This is a genomic window from Aeromonas lacus (assembly GCF_000764665.1).
GTDB classification, from domain to species: domain Bacteria; phylum Pseudomonadota; class Gammaproteobacteria; order Enterobacterales; family Aeromonadaceae; genus Aeromonas; species Aeromonas lacus.
In genome coordinates this window covers 88,888-112,802 of the sequence record NZ_JRGM01000176.1, presented here as the reverse complement: position 1 = coordinate 112,802, position 23,915 = coordinate 88,888, and the positions used below count along the sequence as shown (strand labels likewise).

Below are 23,915 nucleotides of genomic sequence, written 5' to 3'. Positions count from 1 at the left end.
AAGGGGGATGGCGCTCCGCCATCGGATTATGTTGGTCATTACAACGAGTTGATGGCCCCTTGTCCATGCCACTGCCTCGATTGCATTTATCGGTTAACTATTTGAAATGATTTGGTCGCTATAAATATTTTGTGATGAATGTCGGGTTGTGAAGGAAATCAGCTTGCATTCATTTGGTGAAATCTGGTGAAGGATTAGGCGATATTGTGATAGAGTGCGCGCCTCGCGAAATCGTCCTTCCCCCGCTTTCGCAACCTTCCATCTCCCGTCAGGAATGGCCGGGATCAGCTCATACGGATGTGATCGCTACTGTTTACCTGCTTGTCAGCAGTTGAGGATCAACAGCCAATCATGTTTTACAAGAATCTCTCCATCGGCAAAAAGATTGCCGTGGTTTTTGCGGTCATTGCCGCAGTCAACGTTGTCTTCGGTGTTTTTCTCTCCAGTGAATTGCGCGGCGTGCGCGATCGGGTGCTGAATTTTACCGACTCCACATTGCCGAGCGTGCTCTCGGTCGAAACCCTGCTCTACGACGTCTCTTATGTACGTCGGGCCCAGTTTGCCCTGCTGATGGTGGATGATGCTGCCGACCTGCAGGCCCGTCGTGGCCGTATTCAGGAGAATATTCGCAAGGTTGACGAGGCATTTCGTGCCTACGAGGCGACCGTAGGGGCCGACAACGAGCGCCAGGTGTTTAACCAGGCCAAACAACAGTGGCTCACTTATCAACGTTCGGTAAACGAGTTTGATATGCTGCTGGTGCAGGGTCAGCATGATCAGGCCAAAACCCAGCTGTTTGCTTCCAACCCGCTCTTCGGGGCGCTGGAGCAGGCGGTCAACTCGCTGATCCAGGTGAACCTCGGTTTCGTCAAAGAGAACCGTGGCAGTCTGCTTGGCAGCGTCAGCATGGTGACCACCTTCGCCATGGTGAGCATCGGCGCCCTGCTGGTGTTCATGGTGGTGATGACCTGGTTCCTGACTCGCCAGATCTGCCTGCCGCTGCAAGCCGTAGTGGCTCAGGCCAATGCCATTGCCGCCGGCGATCTGACCCATCAGCTGGAGCGTCAGCACATCGGCCGCGACGAGCTGGGCATGCTGGCCAAAGCCTCTCTCAAGATGCAGGACAACCTGCGTGGTCTGATTGAAGAGGTGGTGGCTGCGGTCACCCAGCTTGGCACTGCCATCGAGGAGGTGAGCGCCGTCTCCGAGCAGTCTGCCAAGGGTATTCAGAGTCAGCAGCAGGAGATCTCGCTGGTGGCGACCGCCATGACCCAGATGAAGGCCACCGTGGCCGATGTGGCTGGCAATACCGAAACCGCCTCCAGCTCCGCCAGCTCAGCCAATGCGCTGGCTCGCAGTGGCAATCAGGATGTGCAGCGCTCGCTGGTGGCCATCACCCGGGTTGCCGAGGAGATCGAGCAGGCCGGTACGCTGGTGACCGAGCTGGAGCGTGAATCTGCCCAGATCAACGTGGTGGTGGATGTGATCCGCGGCATCGCCGAGCAGACCAATCTGCTGGCCCTCAATGCGGCTATCGAAGCAGCCCGCGCCGGCGAGCAAGGTCGTGGCTTTGCCGTGGTGGCCGACGAAGTACGCACTCTGGCGGGTCGTACCCAAGCCTCGACTGGCGAGATCGTGGCCATCATCGAAACCCTGCAGGCGCGCGCCAATCAGGCCAAAGAGGTGACTGGCCAGAGCTGCGAGATGATCCGCCAGTGTGTGGATCAGAGCGAGCAGACCAGCAACGGCATCCAGCAGATTGAAGAGGCGGTCGCCCAGATTGCCGACATGGCGATCCAGATTGCCAGCGCCTGCGGCGAGCAGGATGCGGTTTCCGATGAGCTGGGCCGCAACGTCGAGCGGATCAACGAGTCCGCCAACGAGGTGGCTCTGGGCGCCGATCATACTGCCCGTGCCTGTCTGGAGCTGAGCCAGCTGGCGGTGGGTCTGAAGCAGACTATCGGTCGCTTCCGCCTCGCCTGATAAAGGGGCTGGTGTACGCCAGCCTCTTCATTCATAAAAGTCGGGGCGCTTTGCATGCCCTCACGACACCCGGCCATGTGCCGGGTGTTTTTTTATCTGGCGATGGGTACGAGGCCTGATGGTCGGGGTTCTTCGCAACAAGAGGATGAAGGTCAGGGCAAACAGGAGGCCAGGTGCTTATCCCGGCCTGTGTACGGTGATATTCAAAAAGGTTGGTTAAGGCGTATTTGCTAACGAGAGAAGGGCGCCGCACGGTTTTGGGGATGCGAACGGGGTGAGCTGTTGGGGCGTGCGCTACGGGGAAGAAGAGCATAAGCAGTTAGTTGGAATGCTCTGACGGGGCATATCGCAGCAATAAAAAAAACCGGCTTGCGCCGGTTTTTTTATCTGTCTGCTCGAAGGCTGGCTTATTTGGCCAGAGACTCCGGCAGCTCTTCGCGGATCTTACCCAGCATCTCTTTCAGGACGCGCGGGTTGGCAACCACGATGTTGCCGGAGTTTTCGTAGTTGTGGCCACCAACGAAGTCGGTGACGATGGCGCCGGCTTCTTTTGCCAGCAGCTCACCGGCAGCGGTGTCCCAGGGTTTCAGGCCGATTTCCCAGAAACCGTCGACACGACCGGCAGCCACGTAGGCCAGATCCAGTGCGGCAGAGCCGGAGCGACGGATGTCGGCACATTCGATGAACATGCTCTGGAACATCTTCAGGTAAGGCTCGATGTGATGCTTCTGTTTGAACGGGAAACCGGTCGCCAGCACGGTACCAGCCAGTTCTTTGGCCTTGCCGACACGAATGCGGTAGCCGTTCAGCTGGGCGCCGCTACCACGGGTAGCAGTAAACAGCTCGTCACGGATCGGATCGTAAACAACGGCTTGTTCAGTCTTGCCCTTGACGCGCAGGGCGATGGAGACGGCAAAGTGCGGAATGCCTTTGACCAGGTTGGTCGTGCCATCCAGTGGGTCAATGATCCATTGGTAGTCCGGATTAGTACCGGCAATCTCACCAGACTCTTCAGCGACGATGCTGTGTTCCGGGTAAGATTTTTTGATGGTGTGAATGATGGCCGCTTCAGCTTCACGGTCAACGTTGGTCACGAAGTCATTGCTGCCTTTTTGGATAGCCTCAATGTTCTCGGGCTGGGAGAAGGCTTTTACTACAACTTGACCGGCGTTGCGCGCAGCGCGCACGGCGATATTCAGCATCGGATGCATAGGTTCACCACTGGATGTTAAAGAACGGGGGATAAAAGGACGCGGTATGATACCAGTATTTTGTGCGATGGCAACTGTTATCCCCATACGACCAATTGATTGCGACTGCCAGATCTGACGGCTCCAATATAGCCCTAATCTGCGCTAGTCTTATGGCAGCAGCCGGATACTGGCTGCCATGAGCATAGGGATATGAGCCATGAATTTGTCATTAGTGAGTCAAAACGTGTCAGGCGCCAGTGAAGGTCTGCTGGCCATTTTGCGGTCATCACCCGAGTATGGTGACCATTTTGCCCACATCAGCGTGACGCCACTGACCGAGTGGCAACCGGCCAAGGCCGAAGCGGCGATCTTGCTGATCGATGGCGATACCCCTTGGCAGGATGCTGGGTTTATCCGTGGCGAAGACGATGCCATCGGATTGCCAGTACTGCCGCTGTTGATCCGCAAGGGGGACACGGATCTCTCCATCTGCGGCCCCGATGTGCGCGACCCCCGTTTCTACTTTGTCTCCAACGGCATTGTGCTGGAGGAGTCAGAGCTGGCAGACCCCTCGTGTAGCCGGGTGCTGCTGCGCAAGCTGGAATCCTACTTCCCGCTGCTCTCTCGTCTTATCCTGCTGCGTCAGCGCAAGTCGGCCGTCGTCTTGAACTGATTTCCCCGGCAAGCTATGCAAGCGGCGCGCTATCTGTCATCACTGGCAGATAGCGCGCCGTACTCTTTATGGTAAAACCATATCTGGTGAAAGAGTGGGCATCAGGATGCTCAGTTTTGAATGTGACTACATCAGCAAGGAGTGAAGGATGATCGACTTTTATACCGCCGCAACACCCAATGGCTTCAAGGTGGCCATTGCACTGGAAGAGCTGGGATTGCCCTATCGGGTCATTTCCCTCGATTTGTCGGCACTGGATCAGAAGAAGCCCGAGTTTCTCGCCATCAACCCCAACGGCCGTATTCCGGCTATTGTCGATCGGGATAACGACGATTTCGCTGTGTTCGAGTCGGGCGCCATCCTTATCTATCTGGCGGAGAAGACGGGCAAATTGTTGCCGGCGGATCTCAAACGCCGCTCTCAGGCCATTCAGTGGCTGATGTTCCAGATGGGTGGGGTAGGGCCCATGATGGGGCAGGCCAATGTCTTCTATCGCTACTTCCCCGAGAAGATCCCCGCCGCCATCGAACGCTATCAGAAGGAGGGGCGTCGCCTGTTCGAGGTGCTCGACAGCCATCTGGCTCATCACGAATATCTGGCGCACGAGTACAGCATCGCCGATATCGCCACCTGGCCCTGGGTGCGAATTTATGACTGGAGCGGCATCTCCATCGAGGGGTTACCCCATCTGCAAGCCTGGATGGATCGGATGGCCGAGAAGCCTGCCTGCCAGAAGGGGATCACCATACCGCCGCGCAAAGAGCAGCCGGATGAGCTGATCAAGCAGGCGCAGCAGATGGTAACACGTTGATTTTGAACCGCAGACGGGGCGTAAAGCCCCGTAATATTAGAAAAACTAAGGCAAGCCGATTATAAAGATTCGTTCGTTTTCTGTGAGCTGAATCACTATGATGCCCCATACCACCAAGCGTCCTGTGCGGTGGTCTGGCGGGCTCCCCGCCTACTGTTTCCAACACTGTTTTTGATTGCATCACAGCCTCTGTGATCAGATTCCTCTGGGCCATTTTGTGCCAGAGGGCGGCAGCATTTTTTCGATTTTTTGGGACTGATATGGATCGGCACAGTTTTTATCCTTTGTTTTTACTGACCATTCTGATGGTCGCTGTGGGCCAGATGACCCAGACCCTCTATGTCCCCTCCATTCCCATGATGGCGGGGGACTTCAATGTGGCCTCGGGTCAGTTGCAGGCGGTGATGGCCTGTTACCTGATCCCCTATGGCCTCTCCCAGTTTGTCTACGGGCCGCTGTCGGATCGCATCGGTCGTCGTCCGGTGCTGATCGTCGGCATGATGGTGTTTCTGGTGGGCACCCTGATCATTCAGGTCATCCCCCATTTTGCCGCCCTGCTGGTGGGCAGCTTTATTCAAGGGCTGGGTACCGGTGCCGGTGGCGCCATGAGCCGCACCGTGATGCGCGATCGCTACAACGGCGCCGAGCTCAACCGCGCCAACAGTCTGGTGAGCATGGGGGTGATCTTCTCCCCGCTGCTGGCGCCGGTGCTGGGTGGCTGGCTGACCGAGCTGTTCAACTGGCGCGCCGGTTACTGGTTCCTGTTCGGTTTTGGTGCCGTAGCAACCTTGGCGATCATGGCCTGGTTTGGTGAAACTCTGCCTGCCGCAGCTCGTCAGCCGCTGCGCGTCGGTGCTGCCTATCGCCATGTGCTGGGCAACCCCAAGTTTCAGGGCAATCTGCTCTGCCTGATGGCGACCTTTGCCGGTCTGGCTGTGTTCGAGGCTGCGGCCGGTGTGCTGCTGGGCGATGTGCTGAAACTGAGTGCCCGTACCGTGAGTGTGTTGTTCGTGCTGCCGCTGCCCGGCTATCTGTTCGGTGCCTGGCTCTCTGCCAAGCTGAGTTTTCGTTTGACTCAGGGCAAACTGATGCGTCTTGGCATCGCCTTTCTGGCGCTTGGCTCTCTCATCATTCTGGTACCGGGGCTGTTCGGGGTGGTGAGTGCCGCCTCGCTGGTTGGTGGTGCGGCCGTCTACTTCATCGGTAGCGGCATTCTCTACCCGACCGCCACTTCCTGTGCCATCGAGCCCTTCCCGGGGCAGGCCGGCACCGCGGGTGCCATTCTCGGCGGGATGCAGAATCTGGGGGCCGGTGTGGTGACCCTGCTGGCGGCCGGTTTCCCGATGACCGGTCAGGTGACTCTGGGGGCCATCATGACCCTGATGGTGCTGATCGTGGCGCTGAGTTTTGTCTGGCTGCGCCACCACGGCTCGCCGCACGAGCAGATGGCGATTTGATGCCCGCGCTTGCTCTTTGAAAGCCCGCCTTCTGGCGGGCTTTTTCTTTGCCAGAACCGGATGCGGTTTACCGCTCGGCCTGCGTCAAGGCGCGTTTGCCGGTTCACCCTCGGCCACCAGTTCAAGAAAGGCGCGCATGGCGGGGGTGATGCTCTGCTGGCGTGTCAGAAAGGCGGTATGGCCGATATTCTCCAGCGGAGCGAGCGGTAGGCAGACAAGATCCGAGAGCTTGCTGGCAGAGCGGGCGAGGCCTGCGCTGACGATGGCCCAGCCCAGCCGGTGGCGTACGGCGCTGACCAGATGGAACAGCGAGTCGGTCTCCAGTACCACGTTGAGCGAGGTCCCCACCTGCTCGGCGGCGCGATCCAGATATTGGCGAAATTGCATAGTGCGGCTGGGCAGCACCAACGGATGTTGTTGCAGTTCAGCAAGCGCAATGTCGCCGCTGTGCGTGTATTGATCCGCTTCGTCACGGTTCATCAGCACTGCCATCTGGTTGGCGCCTTGCGGGTAGACATGAAAGGCGCGCCGGCCAGCTCCGCCGGCGGGTTCATCAAATCCCAGTCCGATATCGCACTGATGCAGCTCCAGCTGTGACAGCAGCGCTTCGTTACTGAGCACCGACAGGCGGATAACGATGTCGGGATAGCGCTGCTTGCAGCGGGCGATAAACGGCATGATGTCGAGATTGGACTGGGGCACGATGCCGATGCGCAGGGTGCCGGAGAGTTCCCCCTGAAACAGCGCCAGCTCCTGCTTGAGCGCCTCCTGTTCCAGCAACATCCGTTCGGCATACTGGCGTACCAGCTCGCCAGCCTCGGTCAGGGCGACAAACTGGCTGGTGCGTACTACCAGATCGGTGCCGACACTCTTTTCCAGCGCAGTGATACTGGCCGAGAGGGTGGGTTGGGTGATGTGGCAGGCTTTGGCCGCTTTGGCAAAATGCCGGTGTTTGGCCAGCTCGTGAAAGTAGTGAAGTTGCTTGATGTTCATCTGGTTGTAGTGGAGGCAGTGGAACCGGCTATTGAAGAATTAATCAATTGAAAAAACATCTTTGATAGAACAACTCTATCAGGATATAGATTTATTTCATTGGTTTTGCGTCAGTCGCCTCTCTAAACTTGAATGCAGTTTGCATTTTTAGGCCAACCTGCATGCCTGTCCATTCTCCTGTCGCAACCCCCGCCAACTTGCCGTCACTGGATCATCTGGTGGAAGAGGTAGCCGTCGCCATCAACATCAATGGCATCAACCATGCGGTGATGATGGCGACCCCGGACGATCTCGACGATTTTGCCGTCGGTTTCCTGTTTGGCGAGGGGATCATCCGGCATAACCACGAAGTCCACGACATCCAGGTCGCGCCAGCCGAACAGGGTATTGTGCTGGATGTGACCATCGCCAACCGCTCCCTGGCTGCTTTGGCCGAGCACAAGCGCCGGCTGACCGGGGCGACCGGTTGCGGTATCTGCGGCGTGGCGGCGGTGGAGCAGGCGCTGCCCGCACTGTCGGTGTTGCCGCTGACGCCACCGCTGGATGGGGCCTTGCTGGCGGGGCTGCGTGCGCAGATCGCCCAGTGGCAGCTCAAGGGACAGCAGCACGGCGCCCTGCATGCGGCGCTGGCGCTGGATGCCGAGGGGCGGATCCTCCACTGCCGGGAAGATATCGGGCGCCACAATGCCCTCGACAAGCTGATCGGCCTGCTGCTGCGTCAGCAAAGTGCGTGCGACACCCTGGTGGTGACCAGCCGCTGCGGCAGCGAGCTGGTGCAAAAAGCCGCCCGCTTCGGCGCCCGTCATCTTATCTGTCTGGCATCGCCCAGCCAGCTGGCGGTCAGGCTGGCCCTCAAATACAACCTCAACGTCGTTCATATTCCCAAGTTTGATGCCCCGGTCAGCTATTCGAGCTATCGCCCGGCGGATCCCATCGGAGAGTGCCATGAGTCATATTGAAAAGCCCGCCAAAGCCGGCGGTTTTTCGTCCCTGCAATCCACCATGAAACAGGTGCTGCGCAGCCAGAAGACCCGTCAGAACATCAAGAACCTGCTGCGGGTCAACCAGACCGACGGTTTCGACTGCCCGGGGTGTGCCTGGGGTGACAACGACCACGGCACCTTCCAGTTTTGTGAAAACGGCGCCAAGGCGGTGGCCTGGGAGTCTACCGGAAAGACGGTGGGGGCCGAGTTTTTCGCCGCCCACTCGGTGCGCCAGCTGGCTACCCAGAGCGACTACTGGCTCGAGTATCAGGGGCGGCTGACTGAGCCGATGCGCTACAACCCGGCGACCGATCACTATGAGCCGGTGAGCTGGGACGACGCCTTCACCCTGATCGCCGACACCCTCAAGGGGCTGAATAGCCCGGACGAGGTTGAGTTCTACACCTCGGGGCGTGCCAGCAACGAAGCTTCTTATCTTTATCAGCTGTTTGGCCGCCTGTTTGGTACCAACAACTTCCCCGACTGCTCCAACATGTGCCACGAGGCGAGCGGGGTGGCGCTGATCCAGTCGGTCGGCATCGGCAAGGGGACTGTGGTGCTGGATGACTTCGACCAGGCCGATGCGGTGTTCGTCTATGGCCAGAATCCGGGTACCAACCACCCACGCATGATGAATGCCCTGCGCCAGGCGGCGCGCGGCGGCTGCAAGATCGTCAGCTTCAACAACTTGAAAGAGGTGGCCCTCGAGCGCTTCGCCAGCCCGCAGAGCCCGCTCGAGCTGTTAACCCCGGCGGCCACCACCATCAGCCACCAGTACCTGACGCCGAAACTGGGTGGCGACATGGCCGCCATCCGCGGCATGGCCAAGTACATCCTGGAAGAGGCGCCAGAGGTGGTAGATCGCGACTTTATCGCCCGCCACACCCGCCACTTTGCCGAGTACGAGGCGCAGGTGCGTGCCACCGACTGGGCGGCGATTGAGCAGCAATCCGGCCTGACTCGGGCCGACATCGTGCAGGCAGCCCGGGTCTTTGCCGCCAGCCAGCGCATCATCAGCTGCTGGGCCATGGGGGTGACCCAGCATCTGCACTCGGTCGATACCATCCGTGAAATCGTCAACCTGCACCTGATGCGCGGCCAGATTGGCAAGCCGGGAGCGGGGCTCTGTCCGGTACGGGGCCACAGCAACGTGCAGGGCAACCGCACCATGGGGATCAACGAAAAGCCGACCGCTGCCTTTATCGAGCGGCTCGAGCGTCACTTGCAGGTAAGCCTGCCGCGGGCCCGCGGTCACAACGTGTACGAAGCGCTCAAGGCGCTGGACGAGGGCAAGAGCAAGGTGCTCATCTGTTTGGGCGGCAACCTGGCGGCAGCGGCGCCCGATACCGACTTCACCTACGGGGCGATGAAAAAGGCCGAGCTCAACGTGCAGATCAGCACCAAGCTCAACCGCAGCCATCTGCAGGTGGGCAAGGCTGCGCTGCTCCTGCCCTGCCTTGGTCGCACCGAGCTCGATATCCAGCGCACGGGCAACCAGAAGATCACGGTGGAGGACACCTTCAGCATGGTGCACGCTTCGACCGGTGCAGCCGAGCCGGTATCGCCCCTCTGCCTCTCCGAGACCGACATAGTCGCGCGGATGGCTCATGCCACCCTTGGCAGCGAGCGGGTCGACTGGCTGGCTCTGCGCGATGACTATGCTCGTATTCGCGATCTTATCGAGCAGACCATCGCCGGCTTTGCCGATTTCAATACCCGCATCCAGCAGCCGTGCGGTTTTCATCTCGATAACTCCGCGGCGCTATTGACCTGGAATACCGCCAGCGGCCAGGCCGAGTTTCGTGCCAGCACCCTGCCGCAATCAGTGTTGCCGGAGTGTACCCGCCATGCCGAGCAGATGGCGGATCAGCCGGTACTGCTGCTGCAGAGCCTGCGCTCTCACGATCAGTACAACACCACCATCTACGGTATGGATGACCGCTATCGCGGCATCAAGGGCCAGCGCAACGTGGTGTTCATGAACGAGGCGGATGCTCGCCAGCTTGGCTTTGCCGAAGGGGACAAGGTCGATATGGCGGCCATCTGCAACGATGGGCGCGAGCGCAGCGTGACTGGTTTTGTGGTGGTGATCTACGAGATCCCGCGTGGCAACATCGCGGCCTACTATCCCGAGACCAACCCGCTGGTGCCCATCGACAGTATCGGCGCCGGCTCGTTTACGCCGACCTCCAAGTCCATTCCGGTGCTGGTGACAGCCTCCCGCCAGCCGGAGGACCTGTTGCTGGTCAAATAAACGGAATAACGCGGCTGGCAGCACTAACACAGCCTGCACAGTGAATGCCGTGATGCCCCGGATGAACTGTTCATCCGGGGCATTTTTCTGGTGTGCTGGGCAGGGGGGGCCGGCTGGCATGGACAAGCAGGAAAAGAAAAAGCCCGTCACATGAGTGACGGGCTTTTTGCAGTTGGAACCCCGGAGATGCCGTTGCCGGTTTGGGCCCTTGAACCGTCGGTTCAAGGCGGGGTTCGGATCTGGCCGCAGGCTTCTCGGTCGTGCCGAGCATGCGCAATAGCCAGAAGGCAGAACCCCTGTTTGGTATGAATATCGGCTCGGGGACTTGAACCGGCTGACAAACACCCCAGGGTATTTCAAAACAGTTTGCGATTAGGGCTGCTGCCCCTCTTCGCTGGAATCGCCATATTGACCGTGTTCAATCAAGGCTGCTTCGATGGTGCGCTGCAGCATTTTGATCCGCTTGTCCATGGTCTCAGAGTATTGGTGGTTCTTCTCTTTTTCAAGACAGAGCTCATGGCAGAAATTAAGCGCCGCCATGACCGCCAATTGCTCGTTACTGGAGACTTTGGAGCGTTGACGCAGGTCGATCAATTTATCGGTCAGCTGGTCGGCGGCCTGGCGCAGGGCATCCTGCTGTCCCAGGGGACAGGATACCTTGTAGGGACGTCCCAAAATGACGATTTCTACGGCCTCTGTGCTCATGCCTTCCTCAATACGGCGGAGCTGATTTCCGCCTTTATCCACGTGGACAACTGGGCGGGACTATATAGCGCAGATACATAAGTTTCAAGGCCTTGCTGGCTCTGGAAGAGGGAGAATGCTAGGATCCTGACCATTAATTCTGCAAATTTGCCTGAACTTTGAGCGGATCCTCTATGAGCAAAACAAACCCCCTTAAATATGCGGCTGTGGCCGACATCATGGAGCAGCATGAGCTGATGGCCAGTGCAGTCGAGGCCCATGGTGTGATCTGCGGTCTGGTGTGTGGTGGTGTGGCACTGGATGAGAAGAGCTGGGTCCCCCATTTCAACGATTTGGTGAACGACGGTTTCGGTCTGCCAGCCCCGGTGCGCCAGGTGATGACCGATCTTTACCACAATGTGGTCGAGAGCCTGATGGCCCAAAAAGGGGTTGAACTGCTGTTGCCAAGCGATGACGCTCCCCTCGATGAGCGGATCGATGCGCTGGTGGACTGGTCACAGGCGTTTCTGGCCGGTTTCGGTGTGGTGCAGCAGGAGCTGTCGCGTGCGTCGGAAGAGCTGCAGGAGATGATCCAGGATATCGCCAGCATCACTCAGGTCTCTGCCGAGTTCGATCAGGAAGATGATGAGAACGAAGCCTCCTTCCTGGTGCTCTACGAACACGTCAAGCTGGGGGTCATGATGGCCTTCGAAGAGTTTGGCAAGCGCCCCGATACTCCGAGCGCGCCGCCGACCCTGCACTGATAGATTGTTGCAGGCAAGCCTGCCTCCTCTTGCAAGAGCGCCAACAGGCGCTCTTTTTGTCGGCCATATTCTGGCTAACCCTGTGAGCCATAACCGCTTTTTTGCCCTCAAGCGCACATCCGCCGGTCGCCTTTGTGGTAGCATGAGGCCACGTTTTTCACTTCTCCCTCTCTGCTTATGCCCCAATCTGATGTGCGACAGGTCGATGTGACGCTGGTCGGTGGTGGAATGAGTGGTGCCGTGTTGGCCCTCTCGCTGGCGGCCCTGCGCAAGCCGGACGGCTCGCCCCTCGACATCCTGCTGCTGGAGGCCAGTGCCCCCGAGGCGCAACCATCCGCAACCCCTGCCCACCCCGGTTTTGATGCGCGCGCCATTGCGCTCTCGGCCGGTACCTGCGAAGCCCTTGAGCGGCGTGGGCTCTGGCCGCTGTTTGCGCCCCACTGCGCCCCCATTACCCAGATCCATGTCTCGGATCGTGGCCACAGCGGTCAGACTCGCCTCTCGGCGGTTGAGTATGGGCTGCCTGCGCTCGGTCAGGTGATCGAGTTGGCGGCGGCGGGTGGCGAGTTGCAGCGGGCGATGGCGGCCATCCCGCACATCAAGGTGATCTGTCCGGCCAAATTGCGCGAGGTCGTGCCGCGGGAGGAGGGGGTGACCCTTACCCTTGAGAGCGGTGAACAGATTGATACCCGCCTGCTGGTGGCGGCTGACGGGGGCAACTCCTTCGTGCGCCAACAGTTAAAGCTGCCGGTGAGCCGTCATGACTATGAGCAGAGCGCCATCATCGCCACCGTTAAAACACAGCAGGATCCGGTGGGCCGTGCATTCGAGCGCTTTACCGAGAGCGGGCCGTTGGCGCTGCTGCCGATGCAGGACGGCCTCTCTTCGCTGGTGTGGAGTGTCAGACGGGACGAGGTGGATGAGCTGATGGCGCTCGATGATGCAGCCTTCCTTACCCTTTTGCAGCAGGCCTTTGGCTGGCGGCTCGGTCGCTTCGAGCGATGTGGCGTGCGCAACGTCTATCCGCTGATCCTGACCGCCTGTGACTACCCGCTGGCCCAGCGCACCGTGCTGGTGGGCAATGCAGCTCATGCCCTGCACCCCATCGCCGGTCAGGGGTTTAATCTCGGGATGCGGGATCTCGACTTGCTCACCGGGGCGGTGGCCAAGGCGCTGGCAGAGGGCGAGAATATCGGCAGCTTCAAGGTGCTGAGCGGTTACTGGCAGCAGCGTCAGCGCGATCAGGAGCAGACCGTGTGGCTCACCTCTTCGCTGGCTCAGCTCTTCTCCAACAGCCACGATCCGCTGGTGGCCGGACGCAATCTGGCGCTCTCCCTGATGGGGCGCCTGCCTTGTCTCAAGGCACCCCTCGCTGCCCGTACTCTGGGGTTCGTTGCTGACCTTTGTAGCAACAATCTGCAGCAATAAATAAGCGCGGCAGCGAATCGCCAGAGTTCAACAAAGAGTCCAGCGAAGAGTCCAACAGTTGCAAACGGGGAGGCCACGCGTCTCCCTCTGCTGGCCGGTAGCCAGCCATGAAAGGATGAGATGATGCAGATGCAAAGTGTCGATGTGGTGATTGTCGGTGGTGGCATGGTGGGCCTCGGGCTTGCCGCTGCCCTCAAGGAGAGCGCCCTCAAGGTGGTGGTGGTCGAGGGGCAACTACCCGATCCGCAGCTGGGGGAGGTGGCCGATAACCGGGTCAGCGCCCTGAGCCTCGCCAGCCAGCAGATCCTGCGCCATGTCGGCGCCTGGGAAGGTATTGCAGCACGTCGCCTGCAGGCCTACGACAAGATGGCGGTGTGGGAGCAGGACAGTTTCGGCCATATCGATTTTGATGCGGCCAGCCTGCGCCAGCCCTCGCTTGGTCATATCGTCGAGAACCGGGTGATCCAGCTTGCGCTGCTTGATGCTATTGCCGGTGCCAGCAATATCCAGTTGCTGACCCCCGCCAGAGCCAAGAGTCTGCAGAGTGGCCCGGCGGGCGCCCTGCTGCTCCTTGAAGATGGTCAGGCCATCTCGGCCAAGCTGGTGGTGGCTGCCGATGGTGCCCACTCCTGGGTGCGCCGTCAGGCCGACATTCCCCTTACCAGTTGGGATTACGGCCACCACGCGCTGGTGGCAACGGTGCGCTGTGCCGAGCCCCACGAGGCGGTGGCACGCCAGATCTTCACCCCGGATGGCCCGCTCGCCTTTTTGCCGCTGTGGCAGGAGAACCTATGCTCCATCGTCTGGTCGCTGCCTGCGGCCCGCGCCGAGGCGCTCTGCGCCTGTGACGACGAGCAGTTCAACCGCCAGCTCACCACCGCCTTCGATGCCCGCCTCGGTCTGTGCAAGGTGGAAGGGCCGCGCAGCGCGATTCCGCTCACCGCCCGCTATGCCCGCGACTTTGCCCGCGAGCGGCTGGTGCTGGTGGGGGATGCCGCCCACACCATTCATCCGCTGGCAGGGCAGGGGGTCAACCTCGGCCTGCTCGATGCGGCTGCGCTGGCCGAGCAGATCCTGCAAAACCATGCCACGGGCGAAGATATCGGTCTGCTCGCCAACCTGCGCAGCTACGAGCGCTGGCGCAAGAGCGAAGCGGCTCGCATGCTGGCGGCGATGGAGGGGCTAAAGCGGCTGTTCAGTGGCGCCAACCCGCTCAAGAAGCTGGTGCGGGGCGTGGGATTGCGCGCGGCCAACCTGCTGACCCCGTTCAAGGAGGGGGTGATCCGTGCGGCCATGGGGCTAGAGGGTGAATTGCCGGCACTGGCCCGTCTTGACGGGATTGTGGCGGCTGTTACACCTGCACCCGCCCGGCTAAAAGGTGAAAAAAACTAATATTACTGACCGTTTTTGGCAATAAAAGTAATCCGACAAGGCTGATGCCCCATTTTGGGCATCAGCCTTTAATTTTGGTGTGTGGCGAAACGTTTTTCTGCAAATTGTGACGAAACGGTAAAAATCAAAATTTAATCTCGGGTATGAGCGCTTGAGGCTGTTTTTATCGCGCCATTTATCTTAGTGTCTTGAGTCAGTTTACGGGGAGGGGATTAGTTTTTTTTGAGCGGCACGCTCGACGGCTTGTCATATAATCCGCTCCGTTCAAGGAATCCCTCTTGCCTGGCAAGGGCAGGAGCGAGCCACACCCTGTGATCCGATAGTGTTCCCGCTGCGGCGCAGCGCTGCCGGGGTGAAGATGCGGATCGCAAGGGCTGTCGCTGAAGCGAAAAGGCTTTTTGCTAAGGAAAGAATGCGATGATCCAGACTACAGTACTGCATCCCAAACACTTGGAAGCCGGCGCCAAGATGGTGGACTTCCACGGTTGGGAGATGCCCATCAACTACGGCTCCCAGCTGGAAGAGCACCACGCGGTGCGCAGCGATGCCGGCATGTTCGATGTCTCCCACATGACCATCGTCGATTTGACCGGCGAACGGGTCAAAGCCTTTCTGCAACACCTGCTGGCCAACGACGTGGCCAAACTCACTGTCTCCGGCAAGGCCCTCTACAGCGGCATGCTCAACCCGGAAGGCGGCGTGATCGATGACCTCATCACCTATTACCTGACCGATACCTTCTACCGGCTGGTGGTCAACTCCGCCACCCGCGAGAAGGACCTGGCCTGGATCCGCCATCACGCCATCGATTTCGATGTCACCGTGACCGAGCGTCCGGAGCTTGCAATGATCGCGGTGCAGGGGCCCAACGCCAAGCTCAAGGTAGCTACCGTGCTGAGCGCCGCCCAGCGCACTGCCGTGGTGGGGATGAAGCCCTTCTTTGGCGTGCAGGCTGGCGATCTCTTTATCGCCACCACCGGCTACACCGGCGAGGATGGTTACGAGATCGTGGTGCCGCAAGAGAAAGCCTGCGAGCTGTGGCAGGCACTGCTGGATAACGGCGTCGCCCCGTGTGGCCTCGGTGCCCGCGATACCCTGCGCCTCGAAGCGGGCATGAACCTCTACGGTCAGGATATGGACGAGTCAATCTCTCCGCTGGCCGCCAACATGGCCTGGACCATCGCCTGGGAGCCGAGCGATCGCAACTTCATCGGCCGCGACGTGCTGGAAGCGCAGAAAGCGGCGGGCAACCAGCCCAAGCTGGTGGGGCTGGTGATGGAGGAGAAAGGGGTGCTGCGTGCCGGCATGCCGGTCACCTTCACCGCGGCAAACGGTGAGAAGCGGGAAGGTGTGATCACCTCCGGCTCTTTCTCCCCGACCCTCGGCTACAGCATCGCGCTGGCGCGGGTGCCCCGTGATATCGGCGAGCAGGCCGAGGTGGAGATCCGCAAAAAGCTGGTCACCGTGAAGGTCACCAAGCCTGCTTTCGTGCGCAACGGCCAGAAGCTGGCATAACCCTCTTACATTCGCAGGCGGGCAAGCGTCCGCCTGCCCGGTTTAGCAATGAGCGTTTCAACCCGACTCAAAGATCAAAGGAAACAGAGATGAGCCATATCCCGAGCGAACTGAAATATGCCACTTCCCACGAGTGGATCCGTGTCGAAGGCAACGGTGAGGCCGTGGTCGGTATCACCGAGCACGCCCAGGAGCTGCTGGGTGACATGGTGTTTGTCGAGCTGCCGGAAGTGGGCAAGCAGGTGAGCGCCGGTGACGACTGCGCCGTGGCCGAGTCGGTCAAGGCTGCCTCCGACATCTACAGCCCGGTGAGCGGCGAGATCATTGCCGTCAACGAAGAGCTGGAAGGGAGCCCCGAGCTGGTCAACTCCGACCCCTACGGCGCGGGCTGGCTCTATCGCATCAAGCTGGATGACGCAGGCGAGCTGGCCAACCTGCTGGATGCCGAAGGCTATCAGAACGTGGTGGACGAAGAGTAATGCCCTTGGGCCCTGCGAGTGCGGGGCCCATTTGTATGGCTGCAGGCCCCGGGTCTGCAGGCGGGTGAAGTGGCCCATATTCGATCCTCAGGCTCGGCTTGAGGTCTGTTTACAGGGTGACCCCCGGGATGCCCGCGAGCATCCGGTGCCGCTTTGTCCTGACAGCGGCATAGCGAACATGAGTGAAGTTGGCACGTGCCGGCTATCAGCACTGTCTATACAGGATTTATTAGCAGGACCTATTTATCAGGAATCAGGGAAATGACCCAGTCACTGTTTGAACTCGAGCAAAAAACTGATTTTGTCCGCCGCCATATCGGCTCGGGCGAGGAAGAGCTGCGCCAGCTGCTGGCGACCGTCGGGGCCGAAAGCCTGGACGATCTGATTGCCCAGACCGTGCCCGCCGCCATTCGCCTGCCGGGCCCGCTTGGGATCGGTGCCGGCATGACCGAGGTGGAGGCGCTGGCCAAGCTCAAGGGCTACGCCGCCCAGAACAAGATTGCCAAGAGCTATATCGGCATGGGCTATCACGATACCCATGTGCCCCACGTCATTTTGCGCAATGTGTTGGAAAATCCGGGCTGGTATACCGCCTACACCCCGTACCAGCCCGAGCTGGCGCAGGGCCGTCTCGAAGCCCTGCTCAACTTCCAGCAGCTGACGCTGGATCTGACCGGCATGGATCTGGCGAGCGCCTCCCTGCTGGATGAAGCGACCGCCGCCGCCGAGGCGATGGCGCTGGCCAAGCGGATGGCCAAGTCCAAGTCCAACCTCTTCTTCGTGGCCGATGACGTGCACCCGCAGGTGATCGACGTGGTCAAGGAGCGCGCGGTTCACTTCGGTTTCGACGTGGCGGTTGGCGCCGCGAGCGACGCCGTGAGCGAAGAGGTGTTCGGTGCCCTGTTCCAGTACCCCACCACCACAGGTGAGGTGAAAGATCTGCGCGCCCTGATTGCCGCCGTACAGGCCCAGAAAGGGCTGGCCTGCGTCAGCGCCGATCTGCTCTCTTTGCTTCTACTCAAATCCCCGGGCGAGCTGGGTGCCGACGTGGTGTTGGGCTCCGCTCAGCGCTTTGGCGTGCCCATGGGCTACGGTGGCCCCCACGCCGCCTTCTTCGCCACCCGCGATGCCTACAAGCGCTCCATGCCGGGCCGTATTATCGGTGTCTCCAAGGATGCCCGTGGCAAGGCGGCGCTGCGCATGGCGATGCAGACCCGCGAGCAGCATATTCGCCGCGAGAAGGCCAACTCCAACATCTGTACCGCTCAGGTGCTGCTGGCCAACATGGCGAGCTTCTACGCCGTCTACCACGGCCCGGTGGGGCTGAAAACCATCGCCTCCCGCGTGCACCGTCTCACCACCATTCTGGCGCTCGGCCTCAAGGCCAAGGGCGTGGCCCTCAAGCACGCCAGCTGGTTCGATACGATCACCGTGCAAACTGCTGACAAGGCGGCGCTGATTGCCAAGGCCGAGGGGCTGGGTATCAACCTGCGCGCCGATCTCGACGATGCGGTAGGTGTCTCCCTCTCTGAAACCACCACCCGCGCTGATGTGGCCGAGCTGTTTGATCTGTTCCTCGGTCAAGGTCACGGGCTTGATATCGAGGCTCTCGACAAGGCGGCTCAGGCCCATCACGCCATCCCGCAGGATCTGCTGCGCACCGATGCCGTGCTGACCCACGAGGTGTTCAACAAGTACCACTCCGAAACCGAGATGCTGCGTTATATCCATCGTCTCGAAGCCAAAGATCTGGCGCTCAACTACGCCATGATTTCGCTGGGCTCCTGCACCATGAAGCTCAACGCTACCGCCGAGATGATCCCGGTGACCTGGCCCGAGTTTGGCAAGTTGCACCCGTTTGCCCCGCTGGCCCAGGCCAAGGGCTACCAGTTGCTGCTGGCCGACCTCGAAAACTGGCTGGTGAAAGTGACCGGTTACGATGCGGTCTGCATGCAGCCCAACTCCGGGGCTCAGGGTGAGTACGCTGGTCTCTTGGCCATCAAGAAGTACCACGAATCCCGCGGCGAGGGGCATCGCGACATCTGTCTCATTCCGGCTTCTGCCCACGGCACCAACCCGGCCTCTGCCCAGATGGCGGGGCTCAAGGTGATCGTCACCGCCTGTGACAAGTCCGGCAACGTGGATCTCGAGGACCTGCGCGCCAAGGCTGCCGAGGCGGGGGATCAGCTCTCCTGTCTGATGGTGACCTACCCCTCCACCCACGGGGTGTATGAGGAGACCATCAAGGAGGTGTGCGACATCGTTCACCAGCACGGTGGTCAGGTCTACCTCGACGGCGCCAATATGAACGCGCAAGTCGGGTTGACGGCGCCGGGCTTTATCGGGGCGGATGTGTCGCACCTCAACCTGCACAAGACCTTCGCCATTCCTCATGGTGGTGGCGGCCCGGGCATGGGCCCCATCGGTGTGAAGATGCATCTGGCGCCGTTCGTGGCCGGTCACGCCGTGGTCAAGACCGACAAGGAGAGCCGTGACAACGGCGCCGTGTCGGCTGCACCGTTCGGCTCGGCCAGCATCCTGCCCATCAGCTGGATGTATATCGCCATGCTGGGTGATGAGGGGCTGAAGAAATCCACCCAGGTGGCCATCCTCAACGCCAACTATCTGGCCAAGAAGCTGGGTGAATCCTTCCCGGTGCTCTATTCCGGGCGCAACGGTCGGGTAGCTCACGAGTGCATTCTGGATATCCGTCCGCTCAAAGAGGCCTCAGGCATCAGCGAGATGGACGTGGCCAAGCGGCTGATGGACTACGGCTTCCACGCGCCGACCATGAGCTTCCCGGTGGCGGGCACCCTGATGGTTGAACCGACCGAGTCGGAATCCAAGCGCGAGCTGGATCGCTTCGTCGAGGCGATGACTTCCATCCGCGCCGAGATTGCCAAGGTGCAGGAGGGGCAGTGGAGCCTCGCCGACAACCCGCTGGTGCATGCGCCGCACACTCAGGATGACGTGATGGATGTAGAGTGGTCCCGTGGCTACAGCCGCGCCGAGGCGGTGTTCCCGTCCGAGGCCGTGCGTGCCAGCAAGCTGTGGCCGTCGGTCAACCGTATCGATGACGTGTTTGGTGATCGCAACCTGTTCTGCGCTTGTATCCCGACCGAGGATTACGCCAAGTAAGGGCGTGCTCGGAGTAAACCAATAAACAACAGGGCCACCCAAACGGGTGGCCTTGTTGTTTATGGGGGAGGCCGGTTACTGGCCGCTAGCCGAAAGTGCGACTCAAATCTTTGAGCTGGCTTGCCTTGTTCAGCAGGCTGGCACTGGTCTCGCTCACCTTGTCGATCTTGAGGCTGTTGTCGTGGGAGAGCGAGGAGATCAGGTTGATATTGCGGCTGATCTCTTCGACGACAGCTTGTTGCTGGGTGGCTGCCGCCGAGATCTGGCTGGAGAATTCGGAGACCTTGTCTATTTCGGCCACCACCTGATGGAGGTTGTCGGTGCTGGCCCGGGTAGTAGCAAGGCAGGCGTTGGTGCGAGTCACATTGAGGTGCATCATCTCTTTCCATCCTCCCAGCGTGTGCTGGATATGGCCGATGCTGCTCTGGATCTGCTCGGTGGCTTTGTGGGTACGGGTCGACAGGTTGCGCACCTCATCGGCGACTACGGCAAAACCGCGCCCCTGTTCACCGGCTCGTGCGGCTTCAATAGTGGCATTGAGGGCCAGCAGGTTGGTCTGATCCGCAATACCGCGAATTTCGGCCATGATGCTGCCGATCCGTTCCGATTCGCTGGCCAGCTCGACGGCAGACTGGAATGCCTGCTCCGCCTGGGTTGCCAGCGTTGCGATCTCTTCTCCTGCCTCGGAGAGCTGCTTGTTGGTGGTGGTGCAGTGGTGGCGAGCCTCTTCAATCTGCTGGTTGCTGTCCTGAATATTGCGATTGATCTCCTCTGCCGCAGAGGCCATCTGGGTCACGGCCGTGGCTATCTGCTGGATCTGTGTGTCCTGCGAGGAGATATCCTTACTGGCCAGCGAGGCTGAACCTTGCAGATCGTTGGCCATGCTGTTGAGCGAGCCCGTTGCATCGTCAACCCGGCCGAGCACGGTACGGATCCTCGCTTGCCCGAGTTTGATATGAAAATCGGCGATGCTGTGGGGCGCATCACCCGAGAAGATGAGACGGCTGATGCTGTCGTAATCCTGCTCGAGCTGCTGCAGGTATCTTGGTGTCAGAAAGAGCGGATGGCGGTTTAGCCAGAGCACGGCCAGCAGAGGAGCGATGACCAGCAAGGCCTGGATGGGGGGGAGTAGCCAGAGAGCCATGGCGGCGCAAACCAGCAGCAGCGGAATACTGAACATGGTCGGCGTCAGCAGATTCTGGCCAAAGCGGATGGCAGAGCCGCTTTCACGAGCTCTGAGCACCTTGTACATTTTATCGGCCCGAGCCTTGTGCTCCGGGGCGGGACGACAGCGTACCGACTGGTAACCCGAGATCTGGCCCCCCTCATAGATAGGGGTGACATAGGCGTCAACCCAGTAGTAGCGGCCATCCTTGCAGCGATTCTTGACCAGTCCGCGCCATGGTTTCCCTGCCTGCAGATGGGCCCAGAGATCGGAAAAGGCCGCTTTGGGCATGTCCGGGTGGCGGACCAGATTGTGGTGCTGGCCGATCATCTCTTCGAGGCGGTACCCTGCCACCTGGCAAAATGCCGGGTTGGCGTAGGTGATGTCCCCTTTGAGATCCGTGGTCGATACCAGTTGGATGTTGTCGGTCAACTCTACTTCGGTATCTATGGTGTGAAGCGCGCTGCTGGCCATGATCAGGCTCCGGTGTTGAGTAACGGAATGCTTCATCTGAGTATGACAGAGAGCCTTATTATTGTGTCTTTACACATTAAAAATTGTGCTACCGCAGCAGCACTGGCCTCTCTGTTATTGGCACCATGGTTTGGCGTGAACGCTCTGGCCAAGCAACATGGCATCACGTGATGTAACGCAGTAAAAGGGCTAAGAATGAAGTTGGACGCAACTTTGTGGGACCACCATGGAACCCTGGTCAATTCGGTGCCCAAGAATATCGACATCACCAAAAATATTCTGGCCGAGGTAGCGCCCCATCTGACCGGCGACAATCTACCCCGCTATTTGCGCAGTGAAGCCGACTATCACTATGCCAATCATGCTGCCAAAAATTGGCAGGCCCTCTATGTCGACTACTACGGCCTGTCACTGGCCGAGATGCTGCAGGCCGGTTCGCTCTGGGTAAAGCATCAGGAGATGAACAAGACTGCCGTTCACTTTTTGACGGGCTTGCCCAACTCATTGCTACCTTCTCGACCGTTCCACACGGTATCTGTTCGCAAAACTCGCAGCGCAATATTCGCTCGGTGTTGGCACAGCATTGCGTCAATGAGTGGTTCCACTCGGTTGTGGGTTACGATGATGTGCCTGCCCAGATGCACAAACCGCACCCTTGTGGCGGGCTCAAGTGTCTTGAATCTATGTTCGGTCAGGCCAGCGAGCGATCGCTCATCTATATCGGCGATCATGAAGCGGATGTGCAGTTTGCCCGCAATCTGCAGGAGGTGCTTGGCAAGGATAGCCGGGTGATCTCTGTGGCTATTGCCTACAGTCACTCAGCGCCCGAGCGGTGGGCGAGCTCTCCGGCTCATGACATCGAAGAATTGCGCGCTATTTTGGGGTTGTACGTGACCCCTGCGAGTGAGCAGTGACGTGCTCAATCGCCATGGGAGTGGCAAACCGAAGATAAAAAAACGCCGATCAGATGATCGGCGTTTTTGGTATTGAGAAGCCTGTATCAACCCAGGTTGACGGCTGCCTTGGTTTGGGCTTGTCCCTTGCGCTTGATGACGAAGCCGATGCCCAGCACGACCAGCCAGGCCGGGATCAGTTCGACCGAGATGCGGAAATCGGGGGTCATGTACATGATCACCAGAATACCGGCCATGAAAGCGAGGCAGAGGTAGTTGCCGAAGGGATACCAGAACGCCTTGAACTTGGGCTGGACACCTTCTGCGACCTTGGCCTTGCGGAACTTCAGGTGCGCGAGGCTGATCATCGCCCAGTTGATCACCAGTGCGGAGACCACCAGCGCCATCAGCAGACCGAAGGCCTTGCCCGGCATCAGGTAGTTGATCAGTACGCAGAGCAGGGTGGCGATGGCAGAGACCGAGAGGGCAACCAGCGGTACACCGCTCTTGTTGGTCTTGAGCAGCGCTTTCGGGCCGTTGCCCTGTTTGGCCAGACCGAACAGCATGCGGCTGTTGCAGTAGACGCAGCTGTTATAGACGGACAGCGCCGCTGTCAGCACCACGATGTTGAGCACGGTGGCGACCAGATCGCTATCCAGTGCGTGGAAGATCATCACGAACGGGCTGCCGCCTTCTACCACTTTACCCCAAGGGTAGAGGGACATCAGGATGGCCAGGGCGCCGATGTAGAAGATCAGGATCCGGTAGATCACCTGATTGGTTGCCTTGGGGATGCTTCTCTCGGGGTTGTCCGCTTCGGCGGCGGTAATACCGACCAGCTCCAGACCACCGAAGGAGAACATGATCACCGCCATCGCCATCACCAGACCGCTGATGCCGTTGGGGAAGAAGCCGCCCTGAGCCCACAGGTTGGTCACGCTCGCCTCGGGGCCGCCGGCACCGGAGAGCAGCAGATAGCCACCAAAGCCGATCATGCCGATGATGGCGACCACCTTGATGATGGCGAACCAGAACTCCATCTCGCCAAACGCTTTGACGTTGGAGAGGTTGATGGTGTTGATCAGCACGAAGAAGAAGGCTGCCGACATCCAGGTCGGGATCTCGGGCCACCAGTATTGGACGTAGATACCCACCGCAGTCAGCTCGGCCATGCTCACCAGCACGTAGAGCACCCAGTAGTTCCAGCCGGACGCGAAACCGGCAAACTCACCCCAGTATTTGTAGGCAAAGTGGCTGAAGGAGCCGGCTACCGGCTCTTCCACCACCATTTCACCGAGCTGGCGCATGATCAGGAAGGCGATAAAGCCGCCGATGGCATAACCCAGCAGTACGGAGGGGCCTGCCATCTTGATGGTCTGGGCAATCCCCAGAAAGAGGCCGGTACCGATGGCACCGCCCAACGCAATTAACTGAATGTGGCGGTTTTTGAGGCCGCGTTTCAGCTCTTCACCGTCTTGTTTCAAATCCATGGATCTGTCCTTTACCTATCTCTGTTGTCTCTTGCCGGTGTTGGGCTCTTCCTGAGCAGCATCGCGATGCGTAGCCAAAACCTGACGAAATCTGTATTTATTTCGTTACGATGTGTCGTTTTCAATTTTTAATCTGGACTGGCAAC

The 23,915-nt window shown here is 59.7% G+C and carries 18 protein-coding genes and 1 other RNA gene; 13 read left to right on the top strand and 6 right to left on the bottom strand.

Annotated features, from left to right (window positions below):
- Window positions 1-351 precede the first annotated feature (351 nt).
- The gene (locus LG31_RS0119325; RefSeq protein ID WP_033116033.1) at window positions 352-1,983 is read left to right on the top strand and encodes a methyl-accepting chemotaxis protein; all 1,632 of its coding nucleotides are present in this window, start codon (window positions 352-354) and stop codon (window positions 1,981-1,983) included.
- Window positions 1,984-2,390: 407 nt separating this feature from the next.
- Here the strand turns inward: LG31_RS0119325 and suhB are convergent, their stop codons facing one another.
- Complete coding sequence (gene suhB, locus LG31_RS0119315; RefSeq protein WP_021230872.1) at window positions 2,391-3,194, bottom strand: inositol-1-monophosphatase; 804 nt, start codon at window positions 3,192-3,194, stop codon at window positions 2,391-2,393.
- Window positions 3,195-3,393: 199 nt separating this feature from the next.
- On the opposite strand from suhB, the gene LG31_RS0119310 reads away from it, so the two are divergent.
- From LG31_RS0119310 to emrD, 3 genes are all read left to right on the top strand, one after another.
- Window positions 3,394-3,849, top strand: a complete 456-nt coding sequence (locus LG31_RS0119310; protein WP_033116031.1) for a hypothetical protein — start codon at window positions 3,394-3,396, stop codon at window positions 3,847-3,849.
- A gap of 148 nt (window positions 3,850-3,997) precedes the next feature.
- Window positions 3,998-4,660: a glutathione S-transferase family protein gene (locus tag LG31_RS0119305; protein WP_033116030.1), complete on the top strand. Its 663-nt coding sequence runs from the start codon at window positions 3,998-4,000 to the stop codon at window positions 4,658-4,660.
- Window positions 4,661-4,920: 260 nt separating this feature from the next.
- Entirely contained in the window at window positions 4,921-6,117 is a 1,197-nt protein-coding gene (gene emrD, locus LG31_RS0119300) for a multidrug efflux MFS transporter EmrD (RefSeq protein WP_005333920.1), read from the top strand.
- An 84-nt stretch (window positions 6,118-6,201) separates the two neighbouring features.
- Here emrD and LG31_RS0119295 read toward each other — a convergent pair whose 3' ends face one another.
- Window positions 6,202-7,110, bottom strand: a complete 909-nt coding sequence (locus LG31_RS0119295) for a LysR family transcriptional regulator (protein WP_033116029.1) — start codon at window positions 7,108-7,110, stop codon at window positions 6,202-6,204.
- Window positions 7,111-7,271: 161 nt separating this feature from the next.
- On the opposite strand from LG31_RS0119295, the gene fdhD reads away from it, so the two are divergent.
- Both fdhD and LG31_RS0119285 read left to right on the top strand, forming a co-directional pair.
- A complete protein-coding gene (fdhD, locus tag LG31_RS0119290) occupies window positions 7,272-8,069 on the top strand; it encodes a formate dehydrogenase accessory sulfurtransferase FdhD (RefSeq protein ID WP_033116028.1) in 798 nt (265 codons plus the stop codon).
- On the top strand, window positions 8,056-10,347 hold the full coding sequence (locus LG31_RS0119285) for an FdhF/YdeP family oxidoreductase (RefSeq protein ID WP_033116027.1): 2,292 nt from the start codon (window positions 8,056-8,058) through the stop codon (window positions 10,345-10,347). Before fdhD ends, LG31_RS0119285 begins: the two co-directional genes overlap by 14 nt.
- A gap of 173 nt (window positions 10,348-10,520) precedes the next feature.
- Here the strand turns inward: LG31_RS0119285 and ssrS are convergent.
- A non-coding RNA gene (gene ssrS, locus LG31_RS20670) (6S RNA) lies at window positions 10,521-10,703 on the bottom strand.
- A gap of 16 nt (window positions 10,704-10,719) precedes the next feature.
- Window positions 10,720-11,052 (bottom strand): cell division protein ZapA, encoded by a 333-nt coding sequence (gene zapA, locus LG31_RS0119280; protein ID WP_033116026.1) that lies wholly within the window; start codon window positions 11,050-11,052, stop codon window positions 10,720-10,722.
- A gap of 173 nt (window positions 11,053-11,225) precedes the next feature.
- Here zapA and LG31_RS0119275 point away from each other — a divergent pair, with 173 nt between their 5' ends.
- The 6 genes from LG31_RS0119275 (at window position 11,226) to gcvP (ending at window position 19,747) form a co-directional block, all read left to right on the top strand.
- Window positions 11,226-11,795, top strand: a complete 570-nt coding sequence (locus LG31_RS0119275; protein WP_033116025.1) for a UPF0149 family protein — start codon at window positions 11,226-11,228, stop codon at window positions 11,793-11,795.
- Between the two features lie 177 nt (window positions 11,796-11,972).
- Window positions 11,973-13,223: a 2-octaprenyl-6-methoxyphenyl hydroxylase gene (ubiH, locus tag LG31_RS0119270; RefSeq protein WP_033116024.1), complete on the top strand. Its 1,251-nt coding sequence runs from the start codon at window positions 11,973-11,975 to the stop codon at window positions 13,221-13,223.
- 123 nt (window positions 13,224-13,346) lie between these two features.
- A complete protein-coding gene (locus LG31_RS0119265) occupies window positions 13,347-14,615 on the top strand; it encodes an FAD-dependent 2-octaprenylphenol hydroxylase (protein WP_033116023.1) in 1,269 nt (422 codons plus the stop codon).
- A 417-nt stretch (window positions 14,616-15,032) separates the two neighbouring features.
- Window positions 15,033-16,130 carry a glycine cleavage system aminomethyltransferase GcvT gene (gene gcvT / locus LG31_RS0119260; RefSeq protein WP_033116022.1) on the top strand — a complete coding sequence of 366 codons (1,098 nt, stop codon included), beginning with the start codon at window positions 15,033-15,035 and terminating at the stop codon, window positions 16,128-16,130.
- A gap of 89 nt (window positions 16,131-16,219) precedes the next feature.
- Window positions 16,220-16,609 carry a glycine cleavage system protein GcvH gene (gene gcvH, locus LG31_RS0119255; protein ID WP_033116021.1) on the top strand — a complete coding sequence of 130 codons (390 nt, stop codon included), beginning with the start codon at window positions 16,220-16,222 and terminating at the stop codon, window positions 16,607-16,609.
- A 261-nt stretch (window positions 16,610-16,870) separates the two neighbouring features.
- Window positions 16,871-19,747 (top strand): aminomethyl-transferring glycine dehydrogenase, encoded by a 2,877-nt coding sequence (gene gcvP, locus LG31_RS0119250; RefSeq protein WP_033116020.1) that lies wholly within the window; start codon window positions 16,871-16,873, stop codon window positions 19,745-19,747.
- Window positions 19,748-19,832: 85 nt separating this feature from the next.
- Here gcvP and LG31_RS0119245 read toward each other — a convergent pair whose 3' ends face one another.
- Window positions 19,833-21,386, bottom strand: a complete 1,554-nt coding sequence (locus tag LG31_RS0119245) for a methyl-accepting chemotaxis protein (RefSeq protein WP_033116019.1) — start codon at window positions 21,384-21,386, stop codon at window positions 19,833-19,835.
- Between the two features lie 374 nt (window positions 21,387-21,760).
- Here LG31_RS0119245 and LG31_RS0119240 point away from each other — a divergent pair, with 374 nt between their 5' ends.
- Window positions 21,761-22,300, top strand: a complete 540-nt coding sequence (locus LG31_RS0119240) for an HAD family hydrolase (RefSeq protein WP_202963016.1) — start codon at window positions 21,761-21,763, stop codon at window positions 22,298-22,300.
- Between the two features lie 86 nt (window positions 22,301-22,386).
- Here the strand turns inward: LG31_RS0119240 and LG31_RS0119235 are convergent, their stop codons facing one another.
- Window positions 22,387-23,769, bottom strand: a complete 1,383-nt coding sequence (locus LG31_RS0119235; RefSeq protein ID WP_033116018.1) for an amino acid permease — start codon at window positions 23,767-23,769, stop codon at window positions 22,387-22,389.
- Window positions 23,770-23,915: the final 146 nt, after the last annotated feature.

Bases quoted from the DNA above. Each gene is read 5' to 3' on its own strand.
- LG31_RS0119295 (WP_033116029.1), bottom strand. From the start codon at position 7,110: ATGAACATCAAGCAACTTCACTACTTTCACGAGCTGGCCAAACACCGG.
- LG31_RS0119275 (WP_033116025.1), top strand. From the start codon at position 11,226: ATGAGCAAAACAAACCCCCTTAAATATGCGGCTGTGGCCGACATCATG.
- zapA (WP_033116026.1), bottom strand. From the start codon at position 11,052: ATGAGCACAGAGGCCGTAGAAATCGTCATTTTGGGACGTCCCTACAAG.
- fdhD (WP_033116028.1), top strand. From the start codon at position 7,272: ATGCCTGTCCATTCTCCTGTCGCAACCCCCGCCAACTTGCCGTCACTG.
- LG31_RS0119285 (WP_033116027.1), top strand. From the start codon at position 8,056: ATGAGTCATATTGAAAAGCCCGCCAAAGCCGGCGGTTTTTCGTCCCTG.
- LG31_RS0119325 (WP_033116033.1), top strand. From the start codon at position 352: ATGTTTTACAAGAATCTCTCCATCGGCAAAAAGATTGCCGTGGTTTTT.
- LG31_RS0119310 (WP_033116031.1), top strand. From the start codon at position 3,394: ATGAATTTGTCATTAGTGAGTCAAAACGTGTCAGGCGCCAGTGAAGGT.
- emrD (WP_005333920.1), top strand. From the start codon at position 4,921: ATGGATCGGCACAGTTTTTATCCTTTGTTTTTACTGACCATTCTGATG.
- LG31_RS0119245 (WP_033116019.1), bottom strand. From the start codon at position 21,386: ATGGCCAGCAGCGCGCTTCACACCATAGATACCGAAGTAGAGTTGACC.
- gcvH (WP_033116021.1), top strand. From the start codon at position 16,220: ATGAGCCATATCCCGAGCGAACTGAAATATGCCACTTCCCACGAGTGG.
- gcvP (WP_033116020.1), top strand. From the start codon at position 16,871: ATGACCCAGTCACTGTTTGAACTCGAGCAAAAAACTGATTTTGTCCGC.
- gcvT (WP_033116022.1), top strand. From the start codon at position 15,033: ATGATCCAGACTACAGTACTGCATCCCAAACACTTGGAAGCCGGCGCC.
- LG31_RS0119265 (WP_033116023.1), top strand. From the start codon at position 13,347: ATGCAGATGCAAAGTGTCGATGTGGTGATTGTCGGTGGTGGCATGGTG.
- LG31_RS0119305 (WP_033116030.1), top strand. From the start codon at position 3,998: ATGATCGACTTTTATACCGCCGCAACACCCAATGGCTTCAAGGTGGCC.
- LG31_RS0119235 (WP_033116018.1), bottom strand. From the start codon at position 23,769: ATGGATTTGAAACAAGACGGTGAAGAGCTGAAACGCGGCCTCAAAAAC.
- ubiH (WP_033116024.1), top strand. From the start codon at position 11,973: ATGCCCCAATCTGATGTGCGACAGGTCGATGTGACGCTGGTCGGTGGT.
- suhB (WP_021230872.1), bottom strand. From the start codon at position 3,194: ATGCATCCGATGCTGAATATCGCCGTGCGCGCTGCGCGCAACGCCGGT.